The organism is Caballeronia glathei (genome assembly GCF_000698595.1).
Lineage (GTDB): Bacteria > Pseudomonadota > Gammaproteobacteria > Burkholderiales > Burkholderiaceae > Caballeronia > Caballeronia glathei.
The window spans coordinates 74,595-95,879 of the sequence record NZ_JFHC01000019.1; the positions used below are offsets into that span (position 1 = coordinate 74,595).

Genomic DNA, 21,285 nt, shown 5'->3' on the forward strand with positions numbered 1-21,285 from the left:
GACGAATCCCTTCCGGGAGCAGCGCAGACGTGCCGCAGTAGCGGCGACAAAGCGCCCGCCGCTCGGGTCAACGAAATGTAATCTCTCAAGACAACTACGTTCCACGCGACGCATTCGGCGCGATTCCGGCAAACAACGTACACTCAGCGCGGCCGCTGTAGCGCACCGATCCATCGTTCGTCAGCACGTGCTGCGTGACGCCGGGCGCCATCGCGCAGACCGCTCTCTTACGAACTGTAAAACATGGGAAACAGCCAAATTACCAGCATTACGCTTGAACAAAGCCGGGTCGTCGTGGCCGGTGGGACGTCGGGAATCGGCTTCGCCGTAGCCGACGCTGCGGCGCGTGCCGGAGCGGAAGTCATCATCGCTTCGAGCAACCCGGCGCGCGTCGCGGACGCACTCGAGAGACTGCCTCGGGGCACGCGCGGCGAGACCCTCAACTTCACCGACGAGGAGCAGGTGCGAGCGTTCTTCGCGCGCGTCGGTGCATTCGACCATCTCGTCTATACCGCCGGGGAGTCGCTGCTTCTGCAGACCCTTGCCGATCTCAGCATCGAAGCCGCGCAGCGCGCCTTCGAAGTGCGTTACTGGGGTGCGCTCAAGGCGGTCAAGCATGCGACTCCGCACATTCGTCCGGGCGGCTCCATCACGCTCACGAGCGGCGTGGCCTCGTCGCGCCCGCTGCCTACGTGGACAATCCCGTCCAGCATCCTGGGCGCAATCGAATCGCTCACACGCACGCTTGCCGTCGAACTTGCGCCGCTGCGTGTGAACGCCGTCGCACCCGGCGTCCTGCGCACTGCCCTGTGGGACAACATGAGCGAAGCGGACCGCGAGGGTCTCTATGACCATATCGCGGGCAAGATGCCGGTACGCCGGGTCGGAGAGGCGAGCGACGTTGCGCGCACGTACCTCTATCTGATGCAGCAGGGCTTCAGTACGGGTCAGGTGATCGTGGTCGACGGCGGCCACGTGCTCGTCTGATCGAAGGCAACTCGCTAGCCACGCGAGTTGCCTTCGGTGCCGTGATCCGTGGCGACCCGTTCTTCTGCCAAAGCTGAGCCTGCATCAGTCCGGCCGCGTCGCGGGTCACGAGCGCTTGCTGAAAGCATGAGGCCAGATCGCTGACAGCGGGAGAACGCTCCGGAATCTCGTTTGCGCATCAGCACCGAAAGCTTGCAATATCATTACGAACGCGCTTTAATGAGGTCTCGGTAGCCCGGGCGTGATTTCGTCTGCTCTCATCCAAGGACCCTGTCGTGCGTATCGCTTTGAATCCTTCTCCCGCATCACGCCATCTTTCGGCTATTGCCGCAAGGGTGGGCTGCGCGCGTGAAGTATCGGAGACCGCGAAACGCATTCGGAGCCGCGCTTGTCCCGCGGACAAGTCGGCAATTCCTTCCGCCCGGTTCTGCGCCTGACATTCGAAGGTCAGACGCAAGCCGGGCCTCCTCTCCAGAAAACAACGACTTTAACGAAGCGGCGCTTGAATCGAGCGCCCGTGTCGGCATGGCCGGCTCGTTCGAGTTCGCTCAAGCGCGGGATTCAATCCAAAGCAAGTCGTGTCGCGCCGCTCGCGGTGTGACCGTTGTCGCCTTCGAATTCCTCATGTGTTGACTCTGTAACCTGTACTCGTCCCGGAGGCACGTATGCCGTTGGCCAAAGTCGATTCTTACCCGGATGCAAGCCGGCGCTCGGAAGGCTCGAAGATCCTCTCGGAATCCGACAGGCTCCGACTCGAACAGTACGCACATCGGCGGGGCACGTCCCCGATACAGCGTTCGTTGCTGGAGGAACTCGAGGCGACAGCCGTGTTCGTCGAATCCGCCGACATGCCCCCGGACGTCATCACGATGAACACGGTCATCGAATGCGTGAGCGTCGGGGCTACGGATATTCATCAGTGGACGCTGGTCTATCCCGATGAGGCGGACTACGAGTCGGGCCGTCTGTCCGTTCTGTCACCGACAGGGATCGCATTGCTCGGCGCACGGTGCGGGCAGACGGTCGACTGCCGCGCGCCGAGTGGCGCGCTGATCCGATACGCCATCAAGCGGATCGTGTTTCAGCCCGAGCACGCCCGCATGGCCGATTGAGTTGCATCGCGCGCCGTGCATGCGGCGGGATCGGGCAGGCGGGTCGCGCGATGGCGGCTCCGCTGAAGCAGCATGCCGGAGGGTAAGTAGACGGCGCACGGGAATCGTCAGCATCGCCGCGTCCGCGATGAGCGCCCGGATCGGCAAAGCGCGGGCTACCGCCGCGCGTCTCCCTCAACCACGCCGTGCGCACAATCGACGAGCGCCTGGATCAGCCGTGCGCGCACGGACCCGCGAGGCCACAGCACACCGAAGCGCCGTGGCGCCGACGGCATCGGCAGGGGCAAATGAACGATGCGCAATCCGCGCGTGATCGGCGACGCGATATCCGGCGCGAGCGACACCCCGAGACCCCGGTCCACCATCAAGGCAATCGCGGCAAGCGAACTCAGTTCGAAGCGCTCGGTCGGCACGATGCCCTCGCGGCGCAGGTAGCGATCCGCTTCCTTGCCGCCGGCCAGCGTGCGGTCGTAGCGAATCAGCGGCTCGCTGCGCAACAGATCGTGCGGCGCGCGTTTGCTGAGCCGCTGCGGTGCGAGCACGACAAGCGGCTCTTCCCTGAGCAGCGCCCACACGAAGTTCTTCGGCACCGTGAAGCTTGGATGCGTGCAGACAGCCGCGTCGATGTCTCCGCGCTTGAGCGCCTCGTACAACTCCATCGACGTGCCCGATTGAATGAACATCTTCACCTGCGGATGCGTCTTCACGAAACGCGCGAGGATTTCGGGCAGCAGGCTGTGCAGCGCGGTGTTGATCGTGCCAAGGCGCAACTCACCGGTGGCATGTTCATGGTTGACGAGTATTCTCAGGTCGGCCAGTTCCCTCAACAGCCCGCGAGACTGGGCGACGATGCGCATGCCTGCCGCAGTCGGCGCGACGGTGCGGCCCGAGCGCGCGATGAGCGTTGCACCCAGTTCTCGTTCGAGCGCACGCAGTTGCTGCGCGACCGCAGCCGGCGACACGTCCATGCGCCGTGCGGCTTCCGCCATCGATCCGGTCTCGACCACCAGAAGAAAGCTCTGCAGGAACGCGGTTTCCATAAAGAAAGTTTTGCTTAATTGTGAACGCAGATTCTACCGCTTTATCTTTGCTGTCAGCGTGTCTAGACTGCCCTGCATGAAAAGCAAACTCTTCGTTCCCGCCTCTCGCCCCGAGCTGTTCGAGAAGGCATTGGCGAGCGCCGCCGATGCCATTTCCTTCGACCTGGAAGACGCGGTCGCGCAAGCGCGCAAGGCCGAGGCCCGCGCTGCCCTGCGTCACTTTCTGATGGCGCAGGCGAGCCGTTCGCCGCGCAAGACGATCATCGTGCGCGTGAACGCGGTCGATTCGCCCCATTTCAAGGCCGACGTCGAAGCGATCGCGCATGACGGTGTCGCGCTCGTGAACCTGCCGAAGCCACGCGATCCGGACGACGTGCGTGAAGCTGTCGACGCGCTGTCGGCGGCGGAACGCGCAAACGGCGTCGCGCAACCGATCGGCGTTTTGCTGAACATCGAAACGCCGTCTGCGTTGCGCCGCGCGCATGAGCTCGCGAGCGCGCACGAACGGGTGCGTGGTTTGCAGCTTGGCCTCGCCGACCTGTTCGAGCCGCTCGGCATCGCGCGCCGCGAACCGGCGGCCATTCAGCAGGCCATGTTCCAGCTGTCGCTCGCTGCGGGCGAGGCGGGCGTCTTTGCCTACGACGCGGCATTCGCCGACATCAAGGATCAGGACGGCTTCAGACGCGAAGCCGCGCTTGCGCGCAATCTGGGGTTCATCGGCAAGAGCTGCATTCACCCGAGCCAGATCGTGCTGGCCAACGCGGTCTTCCGCCCGAGCGACGACGAACTGGCGCACGCGCAGCGCGTGGTCGATGCGGCGGCCGAGGCAGATGCAAAAGGGCTGGGCGCCTACGTCGTGGACGGCAAGATGGTGGATGCGCCCTTCGTCGCGAGAGCGCGGGCCGTCCTTGCGCAAGCGAACCGGGAGGAACGGCCATGACACGCCCTTCGCGCCGCCCGGCCGCGACCGACGCAACGCGCGGGCCGCTGACCGGCATTCGCGTGCTCGACCTGAGTGCGTATATTGCAGGCCCCTATGGGTGCAGCCTGCTTGCGGACCAGGGCGCCGAGGTCATCAAGATCGAGCCGCCTTCAGGCGACAATCTGCGCAAGTATCCGTCGACGCTCGAAAGCGAAAGCCGCGCGTTTCTCGGCGTCAACCGCAGCAAGCTCGGGCTTGCGCTCGATCTGAAGCAGCCCGACGGACTCGCCGTGCTGAAGAAGCTGGCCGGGCAGGCGGACGTGCTCGTGCACAACTTTCGCCCCAGCGTGCCGGACCGCCTTGGCATCGGCTACGAAGCGCTGAGCGCGATCAACCCGCGCCTCGTCTATTGCGCGGTCACGGGTTATGGTGAAAGCGGGCCGCTCAAGGACAAGGCCGGCTACGACCAGGTGCTGCAGACCATGACGGGCATGTGCGCGATGCAGGCGAAGCGCGGCGGGCCACCCGAGATCCTGTACGGATCGATCGTCGACTACTACGCCGCCGCGCTCGTGGCGGGCGGCGTCGCTTCCGCGCTGTATGAACGCGAACGCAGCGGGCGGGGCCAGTATGTCGGCGTCTCGCTGCTGCGCAGCGCGCTCGCGATGCAGTCGGCGCGCATGATCTGGGCCGACGAAGAACCACGGGACGTGGGACGCGACATGCGCTCGGGCGGCATCACCGGCCTGCATCCCACGCGCGAGGGATTTCTCTATATCTCTGCGAATACGCCGCATTTCTGGCAGGCTTTGTGCCGCAAGACGGGACTCGACGAACTTGCCGCCGACAGGCGCTTCGATTCGGTCAGGAAGCGCGCCGAGCGCGTCGATGAAATCGTGCCGAGGCTGCATGCCGCGTTGCAGGCAAAAAGCGCGCTGGAATGGGAGGCGCTGTTCGGCGAGGAAGTGCCGTGCGCAGCGGCGCGCACGGTCGAAGACATGTTCGACGATCAGCAGGTGCTCGCCGAGGACATGATCGCGCACTTCGATCACCCCGCGGTGGGGGGATATCGCGGCCTGAAGCGCTCCATCCGCTTCGGGCGCACGCCGGGCCCCGACCCGTTCGCGGCGCCGGTGTTCGGCCAGGATTCGGACGACGTGCTGGCGCAAAGCGGCTGCACCGATGATGAGATCGCCGGGTTGCGGGCAACGCAAGCAATCGGCGGGCAATGAGCGCCCGAGTGCCCGACGCCGCGTCGGGCGCTCGCATAAGAACACGGAGACGACGAATGGCAGCCGAATCAATCACGCCCGCGCTTGCATGCGATTCGCACATGCATGTGTATGACGCCCGCTTTTTGCGCGAGGGGGCTTTGGGCAAGCTCGTTCCGAACGCCACCGCGGACGATTACCGCGAGCGCTTCCAGGCACGCATCGGCACGCGCCGCACGGTGGTCGTCACACCGCGCCTATACGATGTGGACAACAGCGTGACGCTCGATGCGATCGCCCGCCTGGGCGCTGCGCACACGCGCGGCGTCGGCGTGCTGCGCCCCGACGTGACTGACGCCGAACTCGAGACGCTCCACGAGGGAGGTATCCGCGGCATCCGCTTTACCCTCTACACGCCGGCGCAGGCCGTCGTCGACTTTAGCATGGTCGAGCCGTTGTCGCGGCGCATCGACGAACTCGGCTGGCATGTCCAGTTGCACTGGACCGCAGAGCAGATCGCCGAGCACGAGGCGCTGCTCGATCGCTTGCCGTCGCGCATCGTGTTCGATCATCTCGGCCGCCTGCCCTTGCCCGCGGGCACGGCGCACCCAGCCTTCGCGATCATCAGCCGCCTGATGGAGCGCGGCCGCGCGTGGCTGAAACTGTCGGGCCCCTATCTGGATTCGCTCATCGGGGAAGCGGGTGGCTACGGGGACATGGCGCCGATCGCAAAGGCATGGGTGCGAACCGCGCCCGACCGGCTGGTGTGGGGCAGCGACTGGCCGCACGTCACGGAAGGGGGCAACGCCGACGACAAGCTGTTGTTCGACCTGCTCGCCGACTGGGCGCAGAACGACAAGCTGCGCGAAAGGATACTCGTCGACAATCCCGCGGAGCTTTACGGATTCTGAGCATCGCCCCTGAACACACTACACCGACAACCACACGGAGACACCTGATGACCGCCTGCTCGACGCGAGGCACGCGATGAAGCCCGCTAGCGCCTCGCATTCGCCCACCGCCAACACCCGCTTTACCGACGCCACCATTCGCCTTTTCGAACGCGTCATCCCCGACCCGTTTGTGCTCGCGATCCTGATTACGGTGATCGTCGCAGTGGCGTCGGCGCTGTTCGCGCCGCATGCTTCGTTCGTGCGCATCGTGGGCGGCTGGTACAAGGGTTTCTTCGACATTCTGACGTTCGCGTTCCAGATCACGCTCGTGCTCGTCACGGGCCACGCGTTCGCGCATGCGCCGCCGGTGCAGCGGCTCTTTCGCGCAGTGGTGTCGATTGCGCGCACGCCGGTGCAGGCGTCGACGCTCACGTTCCTTTCGGTCGCGGTCGCGTCGTTCTTCAACTGGGGCTTCGGCCTCGTCGTTGCGGCGCTGCTTGCGCGCGAAGTGGCGAAGCGCATGCGCGTCGACTTTGCATGGATCGTCGCCGCGGGGTTCTCGGGCTGGGTCGTCTGGGCAAGCGGCATTTCGAGTTCGATCGCGCTCGCGCAATCCACGCATGGCAGCGCGATGAACGTCGTCGAGAAGCTGACAGGTCAGGTGCTGCCGTTCAACGCTACCGTGTTCACCACGTTCAATCTGGTGCCGGTGATCGTGATGCTGGTCTGCGTGCCGATCGTGCTCGCATTGCTCAAGCCGCGCGACGAAAACGCGGTGGTGCTCGATCTGGACAAGAATCCCGACCCGCCCGTGCGCGTGCGCCCGCGCGGCAAGCTCACGCCGGCGCAATGGATCGAGCATTCGCGGCTGGGAAGTGCATTCATCGGACTGGCTGGCCTTTCTTTCATCGTCATGGCGCGGGTCGAGCACGTCGCAGGCTTTTCCGGCGTCAACGCCGTGATCTTCGTGATGTTCTGCGCCGGTGTCGTGCTGCACGGCTATCCGCTGGCCTACGCCGATGCGGTGAAGAATGCCGCGCGCCAGACCGGCTCGATGATGCTGCAGTACCCGCTCTACGGCGGCATCATGGGCATCATGGAGGCGACCGGCCTGCCCGATGTGCTCGCGCATTTCTTCATTGCGATATCGAACGCGCATACGCTGCCGTTCTGGAGCTACGTCTGCTCGCTCATCGTCACGTTCCTCGTGCCGAGCGGCGGCGGTCACTGGGCCGTGCAGGGTCCGTTCGTCGTGCCGGCCGCGGTCGCGCTGCATGCGTCGGTGCCGGGCACGACGATGGCCGTCGCGATGGGAGAGCAGGTGTCCAACATGATGCAACCGTTCTGGGCCGCGCCCGTCGTCGCGATGGCCGGGATCGGCGTGCAGCGCGTGCTCGGCTACACGGTCATGACATTCCTGCTCGGCAGCGTGGTGTTCGGCGCCGCGTTGCTGCTGCTCATCTGAACGCGACTGCCGGTCACGATAATCCGAACGAGGAGACTGAATTCATGCATCGCCGTCATTTCATCGCGTCGCTCGGCGCGCTCGCAGCGAGTGCGGCTGCGGCGGGGGTGGCGCCCGCGCTTGCGCAGAGCCTGCCAGGCGCCGGCCAGCGCAATCTCGCGCAACGCCTCGCCGCCTACGCAGCGGCCCTGCGCTACGAGGATCTCGACGACACGACCGTCGAACTGGCGAAGACTCATCTGGCAGACGCGCTCGGCTGCGGCGTGGCCGCTTTCGCTGAGAAGCCGGTCAAGATCGCCCGCACGGTCGCGCTGGCACAGGGAGGCAACGGCACCGCTACCGTGCTGGGCACCCGCCTGCGCACGTCGCCCGATCTGGCGACGTTTGCGAACGGCGCGGCGATGCGCTACTACGACCTGAACGACGTGTACGCGGGAAAGGAGATCGGGCATCCGAGCGACAACATGTCCGCGTGTCTCGCGCAGGCCGAAGCAATGGGCGCGAGCGGGCGCGACCTGATCGTTGCGGTCGTGCTGGCGTACGAGATCGATTGCCGGCTCATGGATGCCGCCTCGATCAGCCAGCATGGCTGGGATCATCCGAATTTCAGTCTGCCTGCCGCGGCGCTCGCGGCTGGAAAGCTGATGAAGCTCGACGAGGCGAGACTCACGGAGTCGGTCAATCTCGCCATCAACGGACATCTGGCACTGAACCAGACACGCGTGCAGACGATCTCGAACTGGAAGGGACTCGCCGATGCCGACGCGGCGCGCAACGGCGTGTTCGCTGCGGCTCTGGCCCGCGAAGGGCTGACGGGGCCGTCGCCCATATTCGAAGGCGATGCAGGCTTCTTCAAGCAGGTTTCCGGACCGTTCACGCTCGACACGAACACCTTCGGCGGACGCGGCCGACCGTTCCGGATCCGCGATTGCTCGGTGAAGTTCTACCCAGCGCAGGCGCTCACGCAGACGGCGATTGCAGCGGGCATCGACGTCGCGCAGCAGGCGGGCGACATCAGCCGGATCACGGCGGTGGAGATCAGGACATCGCACGAGGGGTACTTTTCCGCCGGCATGGACGCGGAAAAATGGGCGCCGGAAACGAGCGGAACCGCCGATCACAGCCTGCCCTACGTGACGGCCAAAGCGATGTTCGACCGCGATATCGGCGTTGCAAGTTACAGCAACGCAGCGCTGCATGATCCGAAGCTGCGCTCGTTCATGAAGAGAATCCGCGTGATCGACGATCCGGAGATGACGAAGCTGTATCCGAAGTATTACGCGACCGTGGTGAGCGTGACGCGGGACGATGGACAGGTATTCAGCAAACAGGTCGACGATATTCCCGGGTCCGCCACCCGGCCCATGCAGCGCGCGGACTTCGAGAAGAAGTTCAGGAAGAACGTCGAGCCGTTGATCGGCTCGGCATCTGCCGGCGAAGCGCTCGGCGTACTCTGGGATCTGGAGCGGCGCAATCGGGCGTCGGACGTTTTTTCGCCGCTCGTCATCCGGGGCTGAACGCCTGTTGATCGGCTGCGCACGCTGCAGTCGAAGCGGCGGGTTCAGGCCGCAAACCCGGCCCATACATCGGGCCGAATGTTACCGGCTCATCACCGGTGTCCGCTTCAATGGTGCGCGGTCGCGTAACGCAGCAGTTCCGCTGCCGCGCGCGTTTCGCATCGCTTTTGCTTGGTCAGCCAGCGAACGGCATGATGGACCGCCGCCTTGTCGTGAAGGTCCGTCGCGACGTCGCGTACCACTTCCTCGCTCGCGACGACTTCGCTAAGCTTTCCGAGCTTTTCCTGGGTCGCGGCCAGATGCTCGATCGCGGCCCGATGATCGGCTTCGAGCACCGGCGCAAAGAACTCCAGCAAGTACTTCAGCTTGCTGGCCGCTTCCTCGACGCCGTGGAGCGCCTTGTAGCCGATATGCTTCGTGCGTCCGGCTCGCCTCTCTTTCTTTTTCAGGTCGGCGTTGGCGAGCGCGACGCGCAACTGCGCGAACTCCTTGAGCGAAGGATTTTCCGCGCGGGATTCGAGGCGGCGCCGCGCGTCCGCCAGTGCGCGCCGCAGCGTGACGTCCAGTTCGGCTTTGCGTATCGTGGCCCAGCTTTCGGCAGATGCGTAGCCGCGTCGCCCGTCGATGGTTCGCAACAGCGAACCGAGCGATGCGTTCGGCTTCTTCGCACGCGCGAGGACATCGCACACCACCTCGAGGTTGCGCGGCTTGCCGGCGATGTCGGCGAACTGCTTGAACCGCTTGCTCGCGGCTTTGGCAGCCTTCATGTCGAGCAGCGGCTCGAAGGCCCACCAAAGTATGCGCAGACGCTGCAAGGCGAGGTGAAGCTGATGAAGCGCTTCCGCGTCTACGGTGGCCGTCATCTGCTCGGTGCGGCGCAACGCTTCGCTTGCGGCGGGCGCAGTCAGAATGACGAAGGCGTCAGCGACGGGCTGCTGGGCCAGGACGGCCAGGTCGTCATCCCCGATCATGAGTGTCTGCTTTCGGGATTCGACCGTTGACAGGGTAACTGGACTGATTTGGGCATTCATGTAGAGACGTTCTGTGTCATCGGTCGGGCGGTCGCGCAAGGCGCTTTTCAGCGCTTAATAACTTCGTCACTATCGATGTGTAAACCGCGTTCCGAGGGGAACATAGGCGTGCTTGATGACAACCCGATGACAGCGGACAAGTAAGCACGACACGCTGCGTTGTCCGGACGATTAATCCGGATAATGTGAAATAGCGCAGTGGATTGTTGCCGGCTTGCGGTGCCGCCGGCTCATGCGCATTTTCATGGCGCGCCACAAATCCTTCATCGATTTGTCATGAGGCGGGCCTGGCTTTTACCCATGAGGCGGCGAGCGGCTTTTGATGGAGTTGCCCGCGTTCAAGCTCTGGTCTCTCGCGGGCCGTGCGCGTTTCGCTGCGTGAGCCGAATCGATTGCGCCGAAAACGTGCTTGATATGCGCTGCCTCTGGCATCCGCAGGCCGGCGCGCAGCAGCGCGCCTTTTTCACGCGGACAGGCTTTTCCAGGCACTTTTGCTTTCAGTCAGGCGATCCCAGCTTCAACACCTCCGTGGTGGCCGGGCGTTTCGTCGCGCACTCGGCCGCCCGTTTGCGGCACGTTGCATTCCTCGCACCATTTTCGGTGACGCCGGCGGCGCCCGACGAACCGGCACTTTTGCACAGCATCGACGGCAACGGACTCCTTCGAATATTCCTCCTGCGCGAACGACGCATGATCGGTCCGGGCTCAAGCGTTCGCGTCCGGTCGTGCGGCCTGTCTCGTCTCTTCATCGATTCAGCGGACAGCGGCGAGCGCCCGCCATCCTGTTGCGTGACGCAACGACTTGCGAGCAAATGGATATTGGGGAAATGCGTAGCACGATCTAAGATCAGAGACAGTGACTTCGCCGGTGACAGGCCGGGTCGGTTCGCGAACGCGTGCCTGCCGCGCCCTTCAGGAGATCGCGACGATGAACGGAACGCTGATCAGGTTCAGGAACTCGCTTCGTGTTGCCGTCTTGGGCATGGTGATGTTCCATGCCGTGGCGGCACATGCGGCCGAGGTCTCCGGCGCCGGCTCGACGTTCGTTTATCCGCTGCTGTTGAAGTGGGCCGCGACCTACTATGTGAAAACAGGGCAGCAGGTGAGCTACCAGCCCACCGGCTCAGGTAATGGAGTAAGGCAGATCAAGGCCGCGAGGGTCACGTTCGGCGCGTCCGACATGCCTCTCAAGCCGGACGAGCTTCGCGCGGCGGGACTCGTGCAATTTCCGCTGGTGATCGGCGGCGTCGTACCCGTCGTCAATCTTCCGGGCATCACACCCGGGCAGATCCGCCTGAGCGGGCCGCTGCTCGCCGATATCTTTCTGGGCAAGGTCGTCAACTGGAATGACCCGGCAATCGCGGCCATCAATCCGGGCATCCGCTTTCCCGATCGAAAGATCGTCGTCGTTCATCGCGGCGACAGCTCCGGTACGACCTTCAACTGGGTCAGCTACCTGTCGAAGACGAGCAGTGCATGGAACGAAAGCGTCGGCACGGGGACCACCGTCAAGTGGCCGACGGGCGTCGGCGCGACCGGCAACGACGGTATCGCGACCTACATCAGGAATGTCGAAGGGGCGATCGGCTATGTCGAGCTGACCTATGCGTTGCAGCGCAATCTGTCGTACGCGGCGGTGCAGAACAGAAGCGGTACCTATGTCCAGCCCTCCCGCGAAAGCTTCAGCGCGGCGGCGAGTGCGGCGGACTGGTCCCAGCGTCCGGATTTCTACCAGATCGTGACAGACGCTCCCGGCGCAAATGCGTGGCCCATCGCCGGCGTCGTATTCGTGATCCTGCCGCGTGCCGCCAGGGATGCGGCCAGTGCAAAGGCCGCGCTTGCGTTCTTCAAGTGGGCGCTCAACGAAGGGCAGGCGGATGCGGCAGCGGAACACTACGTTGCGTTGCCCGCCGCTCTCGTCAAGCAGATCGAGGCTTACTGGAGCGAGAACATCAAGTGAGCTTCGGATGAAGTCCTGCGCGCTTTAGCGACGCAGGAGATGGTCATCAAGGGCGATATTCTCCGGTTCTTGCCTCGCAGGTTGCGCGCGGCGCTTACGGGACGATCGTATGCTTGTAGTCGTGCGCGGTTTCCTTCACGTAAGACCAGTATTCGTCTTCGTCCGGTTTCAGGCCGAGTTCTCCATTTCGATAGGCGATGGCGAGCGCCAGGTTGGCTTCCGCCAGTTCGGCCTTTCCGGCGAGAACGAGCCAGTGAAGCGCGCGCGTGTCGTCGCGCCGCACGACGCCGTCCTGCCGGTAGACGTTGGCGAGCTGGAACTGCGCTTGCGGTACGCCCGCATTCGCGGCCCGTTCGAGCCATTCAAAGGCGGCGCGCGGGTCCGGCGCGACGCCATATCCGTTTCGATAGATGGACGCAAGGTAAAAGGCCGCGTAGCCCGCGGGCGCGTTGTCGGGATCCGGAGATTCTTCACCGGTGTTCGCCGCATGACGCGTCGCTGCCGCCGCAGCCTTCAGGAGCCACTCGCGGCTTTCCGTATGATCCACGCCCACGCCGGGCAGTCCCTTGAGCAATATCTTGCCGAGTTGCAATTGTGCACGCGCGTCGCCGCCGTCAGCAACGCGGCGCAAAAGCGCTACGCCCCGGCGCACGCGTTGCGGATCGGCATCGGATACGAGAACCTGCGCGAGCGCGAGCCGGGCGGCATCGTTGCCGAATGTCTCCGCGATCCGCAGGCGCCACAGGGCTTGCGCCTGCCGTGTCGACATCGCCTGCATCCGCCACTCGTCGACGTGCTCACTGCTCGCCTCGCGCATTGCCACGCCGAAGAGCACGAGGGCAGACGCGGCCACGATCGCGACCGCGACCGAAGCGCCGAGCCATCCGTTACGCGCGCTCATTTGCCCAGATCGATGGAGTACAGCGCGAGCCCCTTTCCGGTTCCATCGTCTGCCTGCACCTGCGAGACATTCATAATGCCTTGCGACTGCGCGAGCGCGACGAGGTTCGGTGCCGACGTGAAGGTGACCGGTCCCTGAGTGGCCGCCTTCGTGAAATGCCAGCTCCGGTCGGCCCCGTTGCCTGCGCTCGTCATCGACTTGATGCGCTTGATGTATGCGATCAGCACGTCACGGTTGGCATCCGGCGATGCGTAGATCGTCTTGCTGCCGTCGAGACCCGGGAAATTGCCGCCTCCGCTTGCGCGATAGTTGTTCGTCGCGACGATGAATGCCTGGTCGCCGGCAACGGTCACGCCCTTGTACGAGAGGTTCCTGATCCGGCTTCCCACAGGCTGGGTGACGTCGATTTCGTAGCTGAAGTCCTTCGACGTGATCATGTCGAAGTTGTAGCCCGGATAGCTGCTCACGAGGGGCTGCGAACTGGTCTTCGCCGGGTCGACCTGGTTGAAGCGCTGGGCTGCGGTCTCGAGCCACGCTTTCAGATCCGCGCCAGTGACCTTCACCGCGTAGACCGTATTCGGATAGAGATACAGGTCAGCTGCGTTGTTGATGGCGACATTGCCTGCGGCGACATCCGTGAAGTCGCTTGCGCCACCGAAGCCGCTCTTGAATGGCGCGCTTACCGAGAGCACCGGAATGCCCGCGTATTCCGGCAGGTTGGCCGCGACATAGTCCGTCACGTACTGCGCCTGCGCCTGGTTGACGATCTCAATCGCGGATACGTCCCCCACGTCGGCGAAGTAGCTCGTCATGCGGAAGTCCGTTGTGCCGACGGGCGTCTTCACATAGTTGATGGTCGCCTGGTGCTCCGACGCGATCGCAGCGGAGATGCCCGGGTCGGCTGCGACGAACGTCTTGTCCGCGTTCTGGATGGGGCGGGCTTCGACCTTCGTGGCGTTCTTGTCGATGTTCCAGGCGCCCTTGCTGTAAGTGAGCGACAGCGCCACCACACCGAGGTGCTTGCCCCAGAAGTTGGCCATCACGGTCGGCACGCCGTTGACCGTTCCCTTCACCTTGTCGACGCCCGGCAGGTTGAACTGCGCAACGGTGCTGGCCGGGTCGGGAAAGACCTGATGGGAATGGCCGATCATCAGGACGTCGATGCCGGGCACGGTCGAGAGATAGTAGCTGCCGTTCTCCATCGAAGGCGAATAGGGCGACGCATCGAGACCGCCGTGCGACATCGCCACGACGATCTGGGCGCCTTCTGCGCGCATTTGCGGCACATATTTCTCGGCGGTCTCCTTGAGCCCCTGAGTGAACACGTTGCCGTCGAGATTGCGCTTGTCCCATGCCATGATGGTCGGCGGGGTGAAGCCGATGACGCCCACCTTAACCGGCGCCGTGACCGTCTTGCCGTCGGCGGTCGTCGCGGTCAGATTGCGCGTGATGATGGTGTAGGGCTTGAAGATCGGCTGGGTCGACCTGGCGCCGAGCACATTGGCGAGTACCAGCGGGAAGGCCGGACCGGCGCAGGTCTGTTGCTGGGCGACAGGCGGCAGGTTCGGGACGTCGAGCTTCGAGCCGGTGACCTGACCGAGAAACGACAGGCCGTAGTTGAATTCGTGATTGCCGATGGTGCCGGCGTCGTACTTCAGCGAATTCATCACCTTGTAGACGCCAAGGGTGGTGTTGCAGTCGATCGGTGCGACCTGCGCCTGATAATCGGCGAGGGCCGTGCCCTGAATCGTGTCGCCGTCATCCAGCAGCATCGTATTCTGGAATTCCTTTCGGCCCGCGGCAATCAGGGTGGCAGTGCGTTCGAGACCGATGGACTTGTCTTCGGCGAGCTTGAAGTAGTCGTAGCTCAGCACGTTCGTGTGGATGTCCGTGGTTTCCAGCATGGCCAGCGTGGCTTTCGTGCCGTCCGCGATCGCCGGGGCGGGCGTCTCGTCGCTGCTTCCGCATCCGGAGACGAGGGCGGCCGCGGCCATCGTTCCGAGCAACAAGCGAACCCTGTACGGTGCTGCAGAGAACTGATTCTGAACTGCGCGTGTCATCGCCTTCCTCGTGTCTCGACTATTCGTGTTGGCAACATCGATGGATGTTGCAGCGGCACGCAGGATACGAAAGGAATGTGACAGCTCTTTGTACTGTGAACGATGGGGTTATGAAGGATTCGCGAAATCTGTTCCGCTTTATTTGAACCCGGCACACGCGGGTTCACGGCACGCGCGTTTTATGACGGAGGACGCTCGACATCGAGCGCCCCCGCCGGCCGGTCGCGTGATCCCGGGGCGCGCAAGACGCGCCACCCGCTGGACCGCTCTAGGCTGCCGCCCCGCTGAGCGTGCGGTGGCGCGTCTCAGGCATGCGGATGTAGACGATCAGCGATGCCGCCGCCCACGCCGTGACGTACCAGTAGAACCAGGGTTCGTGACCGCTCGCCTTGAAGTTCAACGCGACGAATTCGGTCGTGCCGCCGAGGATCGCGGTCGTGAGCGCGTAGGGCAGTCCGACCGCCAGCGCGCGGATGCGTGCGGGAAACAGCTCCGTCTTCGCGAGCATGTGCACGGACGTGAACCCGCTCAGCATCACGAGGCCGGCGAGCGACAGCGCAAAGGCCACCAGCGGGTCCTTCGTGTGGCTCATCGCATTGAACAGCGGGACGGAAAAGAACGTGCAGCACAGGCCGAAGAAGATCAGCACGGGGCGTCGTCCGACGAGATCCGAGATGAAGCCGAACAGCGGCTGCAAGGGCATGTAGAGCAGCAACGCGGCAGCGGAGACAAGCGTCGACGCTTCCTTGTCCAGCCCGACCGAATTGACCAGGAACTTCTGCATATAGATGGTGTAGGTGTAGAACGCAACCGTGCCGCCGACCGTGATGCCGATTGCCAGCACGATTTGCCGCCAGTGATCGAGCATCTGCTGCGCGACGCCCGGCCCGCGCTCCTTCACGCTCGATTCGAACGCTGCCGTCTCCGTCACGTTGCGGCGCATATAGAGCGCGAACAGCGCGAGCAGTCCGCCGAGCACGAACGGAACGCGCCAGCCCCAGCTGTGCAGTTGCGCGCTCGTCAGCAGCACGTGCTGCATGAGCAGCATCAGCCCGAGCGCCAGCAACTGACCGGCGACGACGCTCACCTGCAGGAAGCCCAGATAAAAGCCGCGGCGGTGCGCAGGCGCGACTTCACTGAGATACGTCGCGCTGGTGCCGTATTCGCCGCCCATGCTGAGGCCTTGCAACAGCCGCGCGACGATCAGCAGGATCGGCGCGAAGATGCCGATCGTGCCGTAGCCGGGCGTGACGGCGATGATCAGCGAGCCGATGCACATGGTGAGGACCGAGCCGGTGAGCGCCGACTTGCGTCCCCGGCGATCCGCGTAAAGGCCGACCATCCAGCTGCCGAGTGGCCGTGCGATGTAGCCGACCGCGGCGATGGCGGCCGTATTCATCAACTGAACCGTCGGGTTGTCGCTCGGGAAGAAAGCGCCGGCGAAGTAGATCGAGAAGATGCTGTAGGCGAGAAAGTCGTACCACTCGATCAGGTTGCCGGCAAGGCCGCCGATAATCGACTGGATTCGTACAGGCTTCGCGCGTTGGGCCTCGCCGGCGGCCGGCGAGGCCGCCGGGCGTTCCGCAGGCGTGAAGGCTTTGGTCATCGTGTTGTCTCCGTTCGATGGTTTCGATCTGCCGGGGATCGCCCCGGCGAGGTGCTTATTCGACGTCCTTGTATTGCTGTTCGAGGCGGTCGTAGAAAGGCTTGTTGACGAGTCGCTGGCGTTCGTTGAAGGGCGCGACGATCGCGGGGTCCTCATCGAGCCGGCCTTGTGCGGACAGCAGGCCGAGCGCCTGCTGCATGCCGCGAACCGCGCCCTGGAGCGCGACGTTGGCATACAGCACGATGCCGTAGTCGAGCTTCGCCAGTTCGGCGTGGTCCTGGACCGGCGTCTTGCCGCCCACCACGATATTGATGAGCAGCGGCTTGCTGAACAGGCCGGGCAGGCGCTGAATATCCGACTGCGATTCCATCGCCTCGATGAAGAGAATGTCCGCGCCCGCCTCGATGAAGCGATGGCCGCGTTCGATCGCGTCCTCGATTCCGTGCACGGCGGCCGCGTCCGTGCGCGCGATGATCTGGAAATTCGCGTCCTCGCGCGCATCGGCGGCGGCGCGTATCTTGCCCGCCATTTCGCTCGCCGGGATGACTTCCTTGCCCGCGAAGTGGCCGCACTTTTTCGGCATGACCTGATCTTCGAGCTGGATCGCGTCGGCGCCCGCGCGTTCGAGTACGCGCACCGCCTGACGCACGTTCAGCGCGTTGCCAAAGCCCGTGTCGGAGTCGACCACGAGCGGAAGCTCGACGGCGTCGCGCACGCGCGCGGCATGTTCGGCCATGTCGCTCAGGCCGACAAAGCCGAGATCGGGAAGCCCGAATGACATGTTGGTGACGCCGGCACCCGTGAGATAGACGGCCTTGAAGCCAAGATCCTCGATGACGCGTGCGCTCATCGCATTGAATGCGCCGGGCATGAGCAGCGCGTGGCGCTGGGCGACTGCATCTCGGAAGGCGGCGCGGCGGGAAGCGGAAGACATGGCGTGCTCCTGTTTGAAAGTGGATGCTCCGTGTAAGCGTGAAACGTGCCAGTTGCAAGGCGCGCCATGCCGGAACGGAAAAACCGATGTGAATCAGGCAGATGAAGCAGCCCGGCTGAAAGTGTGGTTTCATATCGGAACGTTTCATCGTTTCGATGAAACGTTCCATCGATCGCCCTGGAAACACTCATGAGCCTGCTCGCTTCTTCCAGCACGCCGCTTGCGCCGCTCGCGGCGCCCGCGACACACCGGCCCGGCATAGCGCTCGTCAGCATCAGCCGGCTGCGCACGCTCTGTGAGACCGTGGCGCCCCGCTATGCCGACCGTGCGCGCTTTCTGTCGGTGAATCAGGGTTACGGGGCGGCGGTCAATGCGCTCGAAGCGCTGATCGACGCAGGCAGCGTCGACGTCGTCCTGGCGGCCGGCTCGAACGGCGCGTACCTGCGCGATCATCTGAGCGTGCCGGTCGTCACGGTGAAGGTGAACGGCTTCGACGTGCTCAATGCGATCACGCACGCCATCGCGACCTTGCCGGTGGCCGGCATCGGCCTCGTGCTGCACGAGAAGGTGCCGCGCGAACTCGCCGAGCTGAGCGACCTGCTGAACGTGCGCGTGCGCTGCCGCGCCTATCGCTCGATCGACGAGGTGCGCACGGCGGTGGAAAGCCTTGCCGCCGACGGCTGCAACGTCATCGTCGGACCGGGCATGGCGTGCGACGTCGCGCAGCGTGCGGGGCTCGAAAGCGTCCTGCTCTATTCGCTCGGCGCGGTGGAAGAGGCGTTCGACCGCTCGGTCGAACTCGGGCTCGTCAGCAGGCAGAAGGAGGCGAAGCGCGTGCGGCTCAATACGATCGTCGCGCATCTGCGTGACGGCGTCGCCGCGTTCGACGCCGACGGGCAGCTCGAAGCCGTCAATCCGGCCATGCTCGACCTGCTCGGTGTCGACCGTGCACACGACACGGCCGCGGAGGTGTCGCGTGCGGTCGCGCCGCTGATGAGCGAAGCTGGCGATCGGGACATCGAGCCCTTCGAGCAGATCAAGCAGATCGGCGAGCGCTCGGTGATAGTGAGCTGCGTGCCGATCGTCGAGCACGGACAGCCGTCAGGAACCGTCGTGACCGTGCAGGACGTGCTCGTCGCGCAGCGGATCGAACAGTCGCTGCGCACACGCCACCGGCCTCGGCAGCTCGTCGCGCGGCATCGTCTGCGGGACGTCATCGGCAGCTCGGCTGCGATCGAGCGCGTCAGATCGCTTGCCCGCAGGGGCGCCGCGCACGACGTCACGATTCTTCTGACCGGCGAGAGCGGTACCGGCAAGGAGCTGGTGGCGCAGGGCATCCACAACGCAAGCGGGCGCAGCGGCAATCCGTTCGTCGCGTTCAATTGTGCGGCGCTGCCCGAAGGCTTGATCGAGAGCGAACTGTTCGGCCATGAGGAGGGCGCGTTCACCGGCGCGCGGCGCGGCGGCAAGCGCGGGCTGTTCGAAATTGCGCACACGGGGACGATCTTCCTCGACGAGATCGGCGAAATGCCGGCGGCGCTGCAGAACCGGCTGCTGCGTGTCTTGCAGGAGCGCGAGGTGATGAAGCTCGGCGCGGTCACGTCCACGCCCGTCGACGTTCGCGTGATCGCGGCGACACACCGGGATCTGCGGGCGCTCGTCGAACAGGGGGCTTTTCGTGCGGACCTGTTCTTCCGGCTCAACCTGCTCGAGATTCGCTTGCCTCCGCTGCGGGAGCGGCCGGCGGATCTGCCCGAACTCGCGAAAGTGCTTCTGCGCCGCGCCAGTTCGGGCAGCCGGCTATCGACGGCGCAGATTCAGGCGGTGCTCGAATTCATCGAGCCGCTGTTCAGACGCTATGACTGGCCCGGCAATGTTCGCGAGCTTGAGAATGTATTGACCCGCGCGGCAATTTTCATCGGCGATTCTCCGGCCCAGCCGCTCGATACATTGCTGCCCGTCTTTCCCGAATTCGGACGATTGCGCGACGCGAAAATCCACACGTCGTTCGCGGGACGGGATCTGCGGCACGAGGCCGCCGGCGAGGGCAATGCAGCGGGTCAGCGCGTCACGCGTACCGATGTCGAGCGCGCACTGAGGGCGCATGAAGGCAATCGCGCTGCGGCGAGCCGCGCCCTCGGCATCGGCCGCACGACGCTCTGGCGCATCATGAAGGGCTGAGACTTCGCTGCTCGTCAAGGACGATACCCATCATCAAGCGTCTTCAGGAACGCGATGACGTCCGCGATCTCGGCATCGTTCAAGGCGGGCGCCTGACCGGGTCTGCGATCGAGGGGCGCATCGACGACATCGACATTCCGGCGATAGCGCGCGGGCAGGTCATCGTACTTTTCGATCCTTCCGTTCGTGTCCGCGGGATACCATTTCGCCGGCTGCGTGTCGCGTTCGACATACCAGTGCAGCACCTGGTCGAGCGAGCCGAACACGCCGTTGTGAAAGAACGCATGGCGTGTGCCGACGTTGCGCAGCGTGGGCGTTTTGAACAGCCCGCAGTAGTTCGCCTGTCGGCGGTAGTCCGCACGGGCCGGCCCACATAGCCCGAGGTCGAAATAGCGCGCATCGCGATTGATTGCCAGCTTCCGGTTGCGCGGCACGCCGAGTGCCTCGAACTGGTAGTCGGTAAACGCAGCCGGGAAGATGCCGTCGCGCGACGGCTTGTCGATATGGCACGCGGCGCAATTTCCCTTTGCCGGATCGTCGAACAGCTTGAGTCCGCGCATCTCCTGCGCGGACAGCCGGGCCTGACCCGCGAGATACCAGTCGTACTTGCTGTCATAAGGGTGAAAGGCCGGGTCTTCGGCCTGATACCTGCCAAGGGCGAACTGCGCTTCACTCAGCAACTGATCGGGATCGTCAAAGATCCGGGCGCCGAACAATTCCCTGAAACGCTCGGCGTAGGGCGTCTGCGCGAGTTTGCGCGCAAGCTCGCGCGCGTTGGGGTTGGCCATTTCGTGCGGATCGAGAAGCGGGCCGCCGGCCTGTTCCTGCATCGTGTTCGCGCGGCCGTCCCAGTCGAAGCCGCCTTGCGGGACGGGGGTCACCGCCGCCTGCTGCGGGCCGCTCTTCGCAGCGCCCGCGACGGTGCCGCTCGATGCCTGCGGCGCGACAGCAGGCGCATCCGTGTCGGGCATCGCGGTTGTCGCGCCGATGGTGAAGCTCGGATTGTGTTCCAGATAGCGCAGCGAGGGGACGGCACGCATCCCTTCGTCCGTTCCGCGCAGGCCGCCCAGTTGCACCGCGTGGCCGCCGGGCGGGCCGAACGCATGGTCGGGGCTGTGGCAGCTCGCGCAGGACAGGCGGCCGGAACCGGACAGTGCCGGATCGTAGAACATCTGCTTGCCGAGCATCGCCATCGAACTGAGCCTCACGCGACGCGCGCTCAATGGCGTGACGCGCGGCTCCTCTTTGGGCACGTCCGCCTCGGCGGGCAGCGGAGCAGCGATGGCGCTATGGATTGCTGTCCCGTTCGAAGCGGCCGAACGATGATCGAGCGCGCCCGGGCGCCACAGAAATACGATGCCCGCTGCCGCGATGATCGCGCATGCGAGCGCCACGCGATGGCTCGTCCGGATTGATTCGATGAGTTTCATTGATCGTGCGTTTTCGAATGCGGCCGCGTTGCCGC

General features: G+C 64.5%; 16 protein-coding genes. 9 read left to right on the forward strand and 7 right to left on the reverse strand.

Going from position 1 to position 21,285, the window contains the following annotated elements; translation table 11 throughout:
- Nucleotides 1–243: 243 nt before the first annotated feature.
- Both BG61_RS14325 and BG61_RS43985 read left to right on the forward strand, forming a co-directional pair.
- On the forward strand, nt 244–987 hold the full coding sequence (locus BG61_RS14325; RefSeq protein WP_035934576.1) for an SDR family oxidoreductase: 744 nt from the start codon (nt 244–246) through the stop codon (nt 985–987).
- Between the two features lie 827 nt (nt 988–1,814).
- A complete protein-coding gene (locus tag BG61_RS43985) occupies nt 1,815–2,099 on the forward strand; it encodes a GreA/GreB family elongation factor (protein WP_232256301.1) in 285 nt (94 codons plus the stop codon).
- A 155-nt stretch (nt 2,100–2,254) separates the two neighbouring features.
- On the opposite strand, the gene BG61_RS14335 is transcribed toward BG61_RS43985, so the two are convergent.
- On the reverse strand, nt 2,255–3,139 hold the full coding sequence (locus BG61_RS14335) for a LysR family transcriptional regulator (protein ID WP_035934578.1): 885 nt from the start codon (nt 3,137–3,139) through the stop codon (nt 2,255–2,257).
- A 76-nt stretch (nt 3,140–3,215) separates the two neighbouring features.
- On the opposite strand from BG61_RS14335, the gene BG61_RS14340 reads away from it, so the two are divergent.
- From BG61_RS14340 to BG61_RS14360, 5 genes are all read left to right on the forward strand, one after another.
- Complete coding sequence (locus tag BG61_RS14340) at nt 3,216–4,079, forward strand: HpcH/HpaI aldolase/citrate lyase family protein (RefSeq protein ID WP_035934579.1); 864 nt, start codon at nt 3,216–3,218, stop codon at nt 4,077–4,079.
- Nucleotides 4,076–5,293, forward strand: a complete 1,218-nt coding sequence (locus BG61_RS14345; RefSeq protein WP_035934580.1) for a CaiB/BaiF CoA transferase family protein — start codon at nt 4,076–4,078, stop codon at nt 5,291–5,293. The genes BG61_RS14340 and BG61_RS14345 overlap by 4 nt, the downstream gene beginning before the upstream one ends.
- A 56-nt stretch (nt 5,294–5,349) precedes the next feature.
- Nucleotides 5,350–6,183 (forward strand): amidohydrolase family protein, encoded by an 834-nt coding sequence (locus BG61_RS14350; RefSeq protein WP_035934582.1) that lies wholly within the window; start codon nt 5,350–5,352, stop codon nt 6,181–6,183.
- Between the two features lie 76 nt (nt 6,184–6,259).
- Nucleotides 6,260–7,630: a short-chain fatty acid transporter gene (locus BG61_RS14355; RefSeq protein ID WP_035934583.1), complete on the forward strand. Its 1,371-nt coding sequence runs from the start codon at nt 6,260–6,262 to the stop codon at nt 7,628–7,630.
- Between the two features lie 44 nt (nt 7,631–7,674).
- Nucleotides 7,675–9,147: an MmgE/PrpD family protein gene (locus BG61_RS14360; protein WP_035934584.1), complete on the forward strand. Its 1,473-nt coding sequence runs from the start codon at nt 7,675–7,677 to the stop codon at nt 9,145–9,147.
- Between the two features lie 107 nt (nt 9,148–9,254).
- Here BG61_RS14360 and BG61_RS14365 read toward each other — a convergent pair whose 3' ends face one another.
- Nucleotides 9,255–10,118: a CHAD domain-containing protein gene (locus BG61_RS14365; protein WP_232256302.1), complete on the reverse strand. Its 864-nt coding sequence runs from the start codon at nt 10,116–10,118 to the stop codon at nt 9,255–9,257.
- A gap of 988 nt (nt 10,119–11,106) precedes the next feature.
- Between BG61_RS14365 and pstS the strand changes: the two genes are divergently transcribed.
- Nucleotides 11,107–12,138 (forward strand): phosphate ABC transporter substrate-binding protein PstS, encoded by a 1,032-nt coding sequence (gene pstS, locus BG61_RS14370; protein ID WP_035934585.1) that lies wholly within the window; start codon nt 11,107–11,109, stop codon nt 12,136–12,138.
- Nucleotides 12,139–12,232: 94 nt separating this feature from the next.
- On the opposite strand, the gene BG61_RS14375 is transcribed toward pstS, so the two are convergent.
- The 4 genes from BG61_RS14375 to BG61_RS14390 all read right to left on the reverse strand — a co-directional run bounded on the left by BG61_RS14375 (nt 12,233) and on the right by BG61_RS14390 (nt 17,639).
- Nucleotides 12,233–13,039, reverse strand: a complete 807-nt coding sequence (locus tag BG61_RS14375) for a tetratricopeptide repeat protein (RefSeq protein WP_051672516.1) — start codon at nt 13,037–13,039, stop codon at nt 12,233–12,235.
- Nucleotides 13,036–15,099: a bifunctional 2',3'-cyclic-nucleotide 2'-phosphodiesterase/3'-nucleotidase gene (locus BG61_RS14380; RefSeq protein WP_129572185.1), complete on the reverse strand. Its 2,064-nt coding sequence runs from the start codon at nt 15,097–15,099 to the stop codon at nt 13,036–13,038. Before BG61_RS14380 ends, BG61_RS14375 begins: the two co-directional genes overlap by 4 nt.
- Nucleotides 15,100–15,367: 268 nt before the next feature.
- Complete coding sequence (locus BG61_RS14385) at nt 15,368–16,705, reverse strand: MFS transporter (RefSeq protein ID WP_035934587.1); 1,338 nt, start codon at nt 16,703–16,705, stop codon at nt 15,368–15,370.
- Between the two features lie 55 nt (nt 16,706–16,760).
- On the reverse strand, nt 16,761–17,639 hold the full coding sequence (locus BG61_RS14390; protein ID WP_035934588.1) for an isocitrate lyase/PEP mutase family protein: 879 nt from the start codon (nt 17,637–17,639) through the stop codon (nt 16,761–16,763).
- 189 nt (nt 17,640–17,828) lie between these two features.
- On the opposite strand from BG61_RS14390, the gene prpR reads away from it, so the two are divergent.
- A complete protein-coding gene (gene prpR, locus BG61_RS14395; protein ID WP_035934590.1) occupies nt 17,829–19,820 on the forward strand; it encodes a propionate catabolism operon regulatory protein PrpR in 1,992 nt (663 codons plus the stop codon).
- A gap of 14 nt (nt 19,821–19,834) precedes the next feature.
- Here prpR and BG61_RS14400 read toward each other — a convergent pair whose 3' ends face one another.
- Nucleotides 19,835–21,250: a cytochrome-c peroxidase gene (locus BG61_RS14400; RefSeq protein WP_063741018.1), complete on the reverse strand. Its 1,416-nt coding sequence runs from the start codon at nt 21,248–21,250 to the stop codon at nt 19,835–19,837.
- Nucleotides 21,251–21,285 lie beyond the last annotated feature (35 nt).

What these genes read in the sequence shown, in the direction of transcription:
- BG61_RS14380 (WP_129572185.1), bottom strand. Translation starts at nt 15,099, where the DNA reads ATGACACGCGCAGTTCAGAATCAGTTCTCTGCAGCACCGTACAGGGTT.
- BG61_RS14325 (WP_035934576.1), top strand. Translation starts at nt 244, where the DNA reads ATGGGAAACAGCCAAATTACCAGCATTACGCTTGAACAAAGCCGGGTC.
- BG61_RS14385 (WP_035934587.1), bottom strand. Translation starts at nt 16,705, where the DNA reads ATGACCAAAGCCTTCACGCCTGCGGAACGCCCGGCGGCCTCGCCGGCC.
- BG61_RS14345 (WP_035934580.1), top strand. Translation starts at nt 4,076, where the DNA reads ATGACACGCCCTTCGCGCCGCCCGGCCGCGACCGACGCAACGCGCGGG.
- BG61_RS14375 (WP_051672516.1), bottom strand. Translation starts at nt 13,039, where the DNA reads ATGAGCGCGCGTAACGGATGGCTCGGCGCTTCGGTCGCGGTCGCGATC.
- pstS (WP_035934585.1), top strand. Translation starts at nt 11,107, where the DNA reads ATGAACGGAACGCTGATCAGGTTCAGGAACTCGCTTCGTGTTGCCGTC.
- BG61_RS14400 (WP_063741018.1), bottom strand. Translation starts at nt 21,250, where the DNA reads ATGAAACTCATCGAATCAATCCGGACGAGCCATCGCGTGGCGCTCGCA.
- BG61_RS14360 (WP_035934584.1), top strand. Translation starts at nt 7,675, where the DNA reads ATGCATCGCCGTCATTTCATCGCGTCGCTCGGCGCGCTCGCAGCGAGT.
- BG61_RS14340 (WP_035934579.1), top strand. Translation starts at nt 3,216, where the DNA reads ATGAAAAGCAAACTCTTCGTTCCCGCCTCTCGCCCCGAGCTGTTCGAG.
- BG61_RS14355 (WP_035934583.1), top strand. Translation starts at nt 6,260, where the DNA reads ATGAAGCCCGCTAGCGCCTCGCATTCGCCCACCGCCAACACCCGCTTT.
- BG61_RS14350 (WP_035934582.1), top strand. Translation starts at nt 5,350, where the DNA reads ATGGCAGCCGAATCAATCACGCCCGCGCTTGCATGCGATTCGCACATG.
- BG61_RS14390 (WP_035934588.1), bottom strand. Translation starts at nt 17,639, where the DNA reads ATGTCTTCCGCTTCCCGCCGCGCCGCCTTCCGAGATGCAGTCGCCCAG.
- prpR (WP_035934590.1), top strand. Translation starts at nt 17,829, where the DNA reads ATGAGCCTGCTCGCTTCTTCCAGCACGCCGCTTGCGCCGCTCGCGGCG.
- BG61_RS14365 (WP_232256302.1), bottom strand. Translation starts at nt 10,118, where the DNA reads ATGATCGGGGATGACGACCTGGCCGTCCTGGCCCAGCAGCCCGTCGCT.
- BG61_RS14335 (WP_035934578.1), bottom strand. Translation starts at nt 3,139, where the DNA reads ATGGAAACCGCGTTCCTGCAGAGCTTTCTTCTGGTGGTCGAGACCGGA.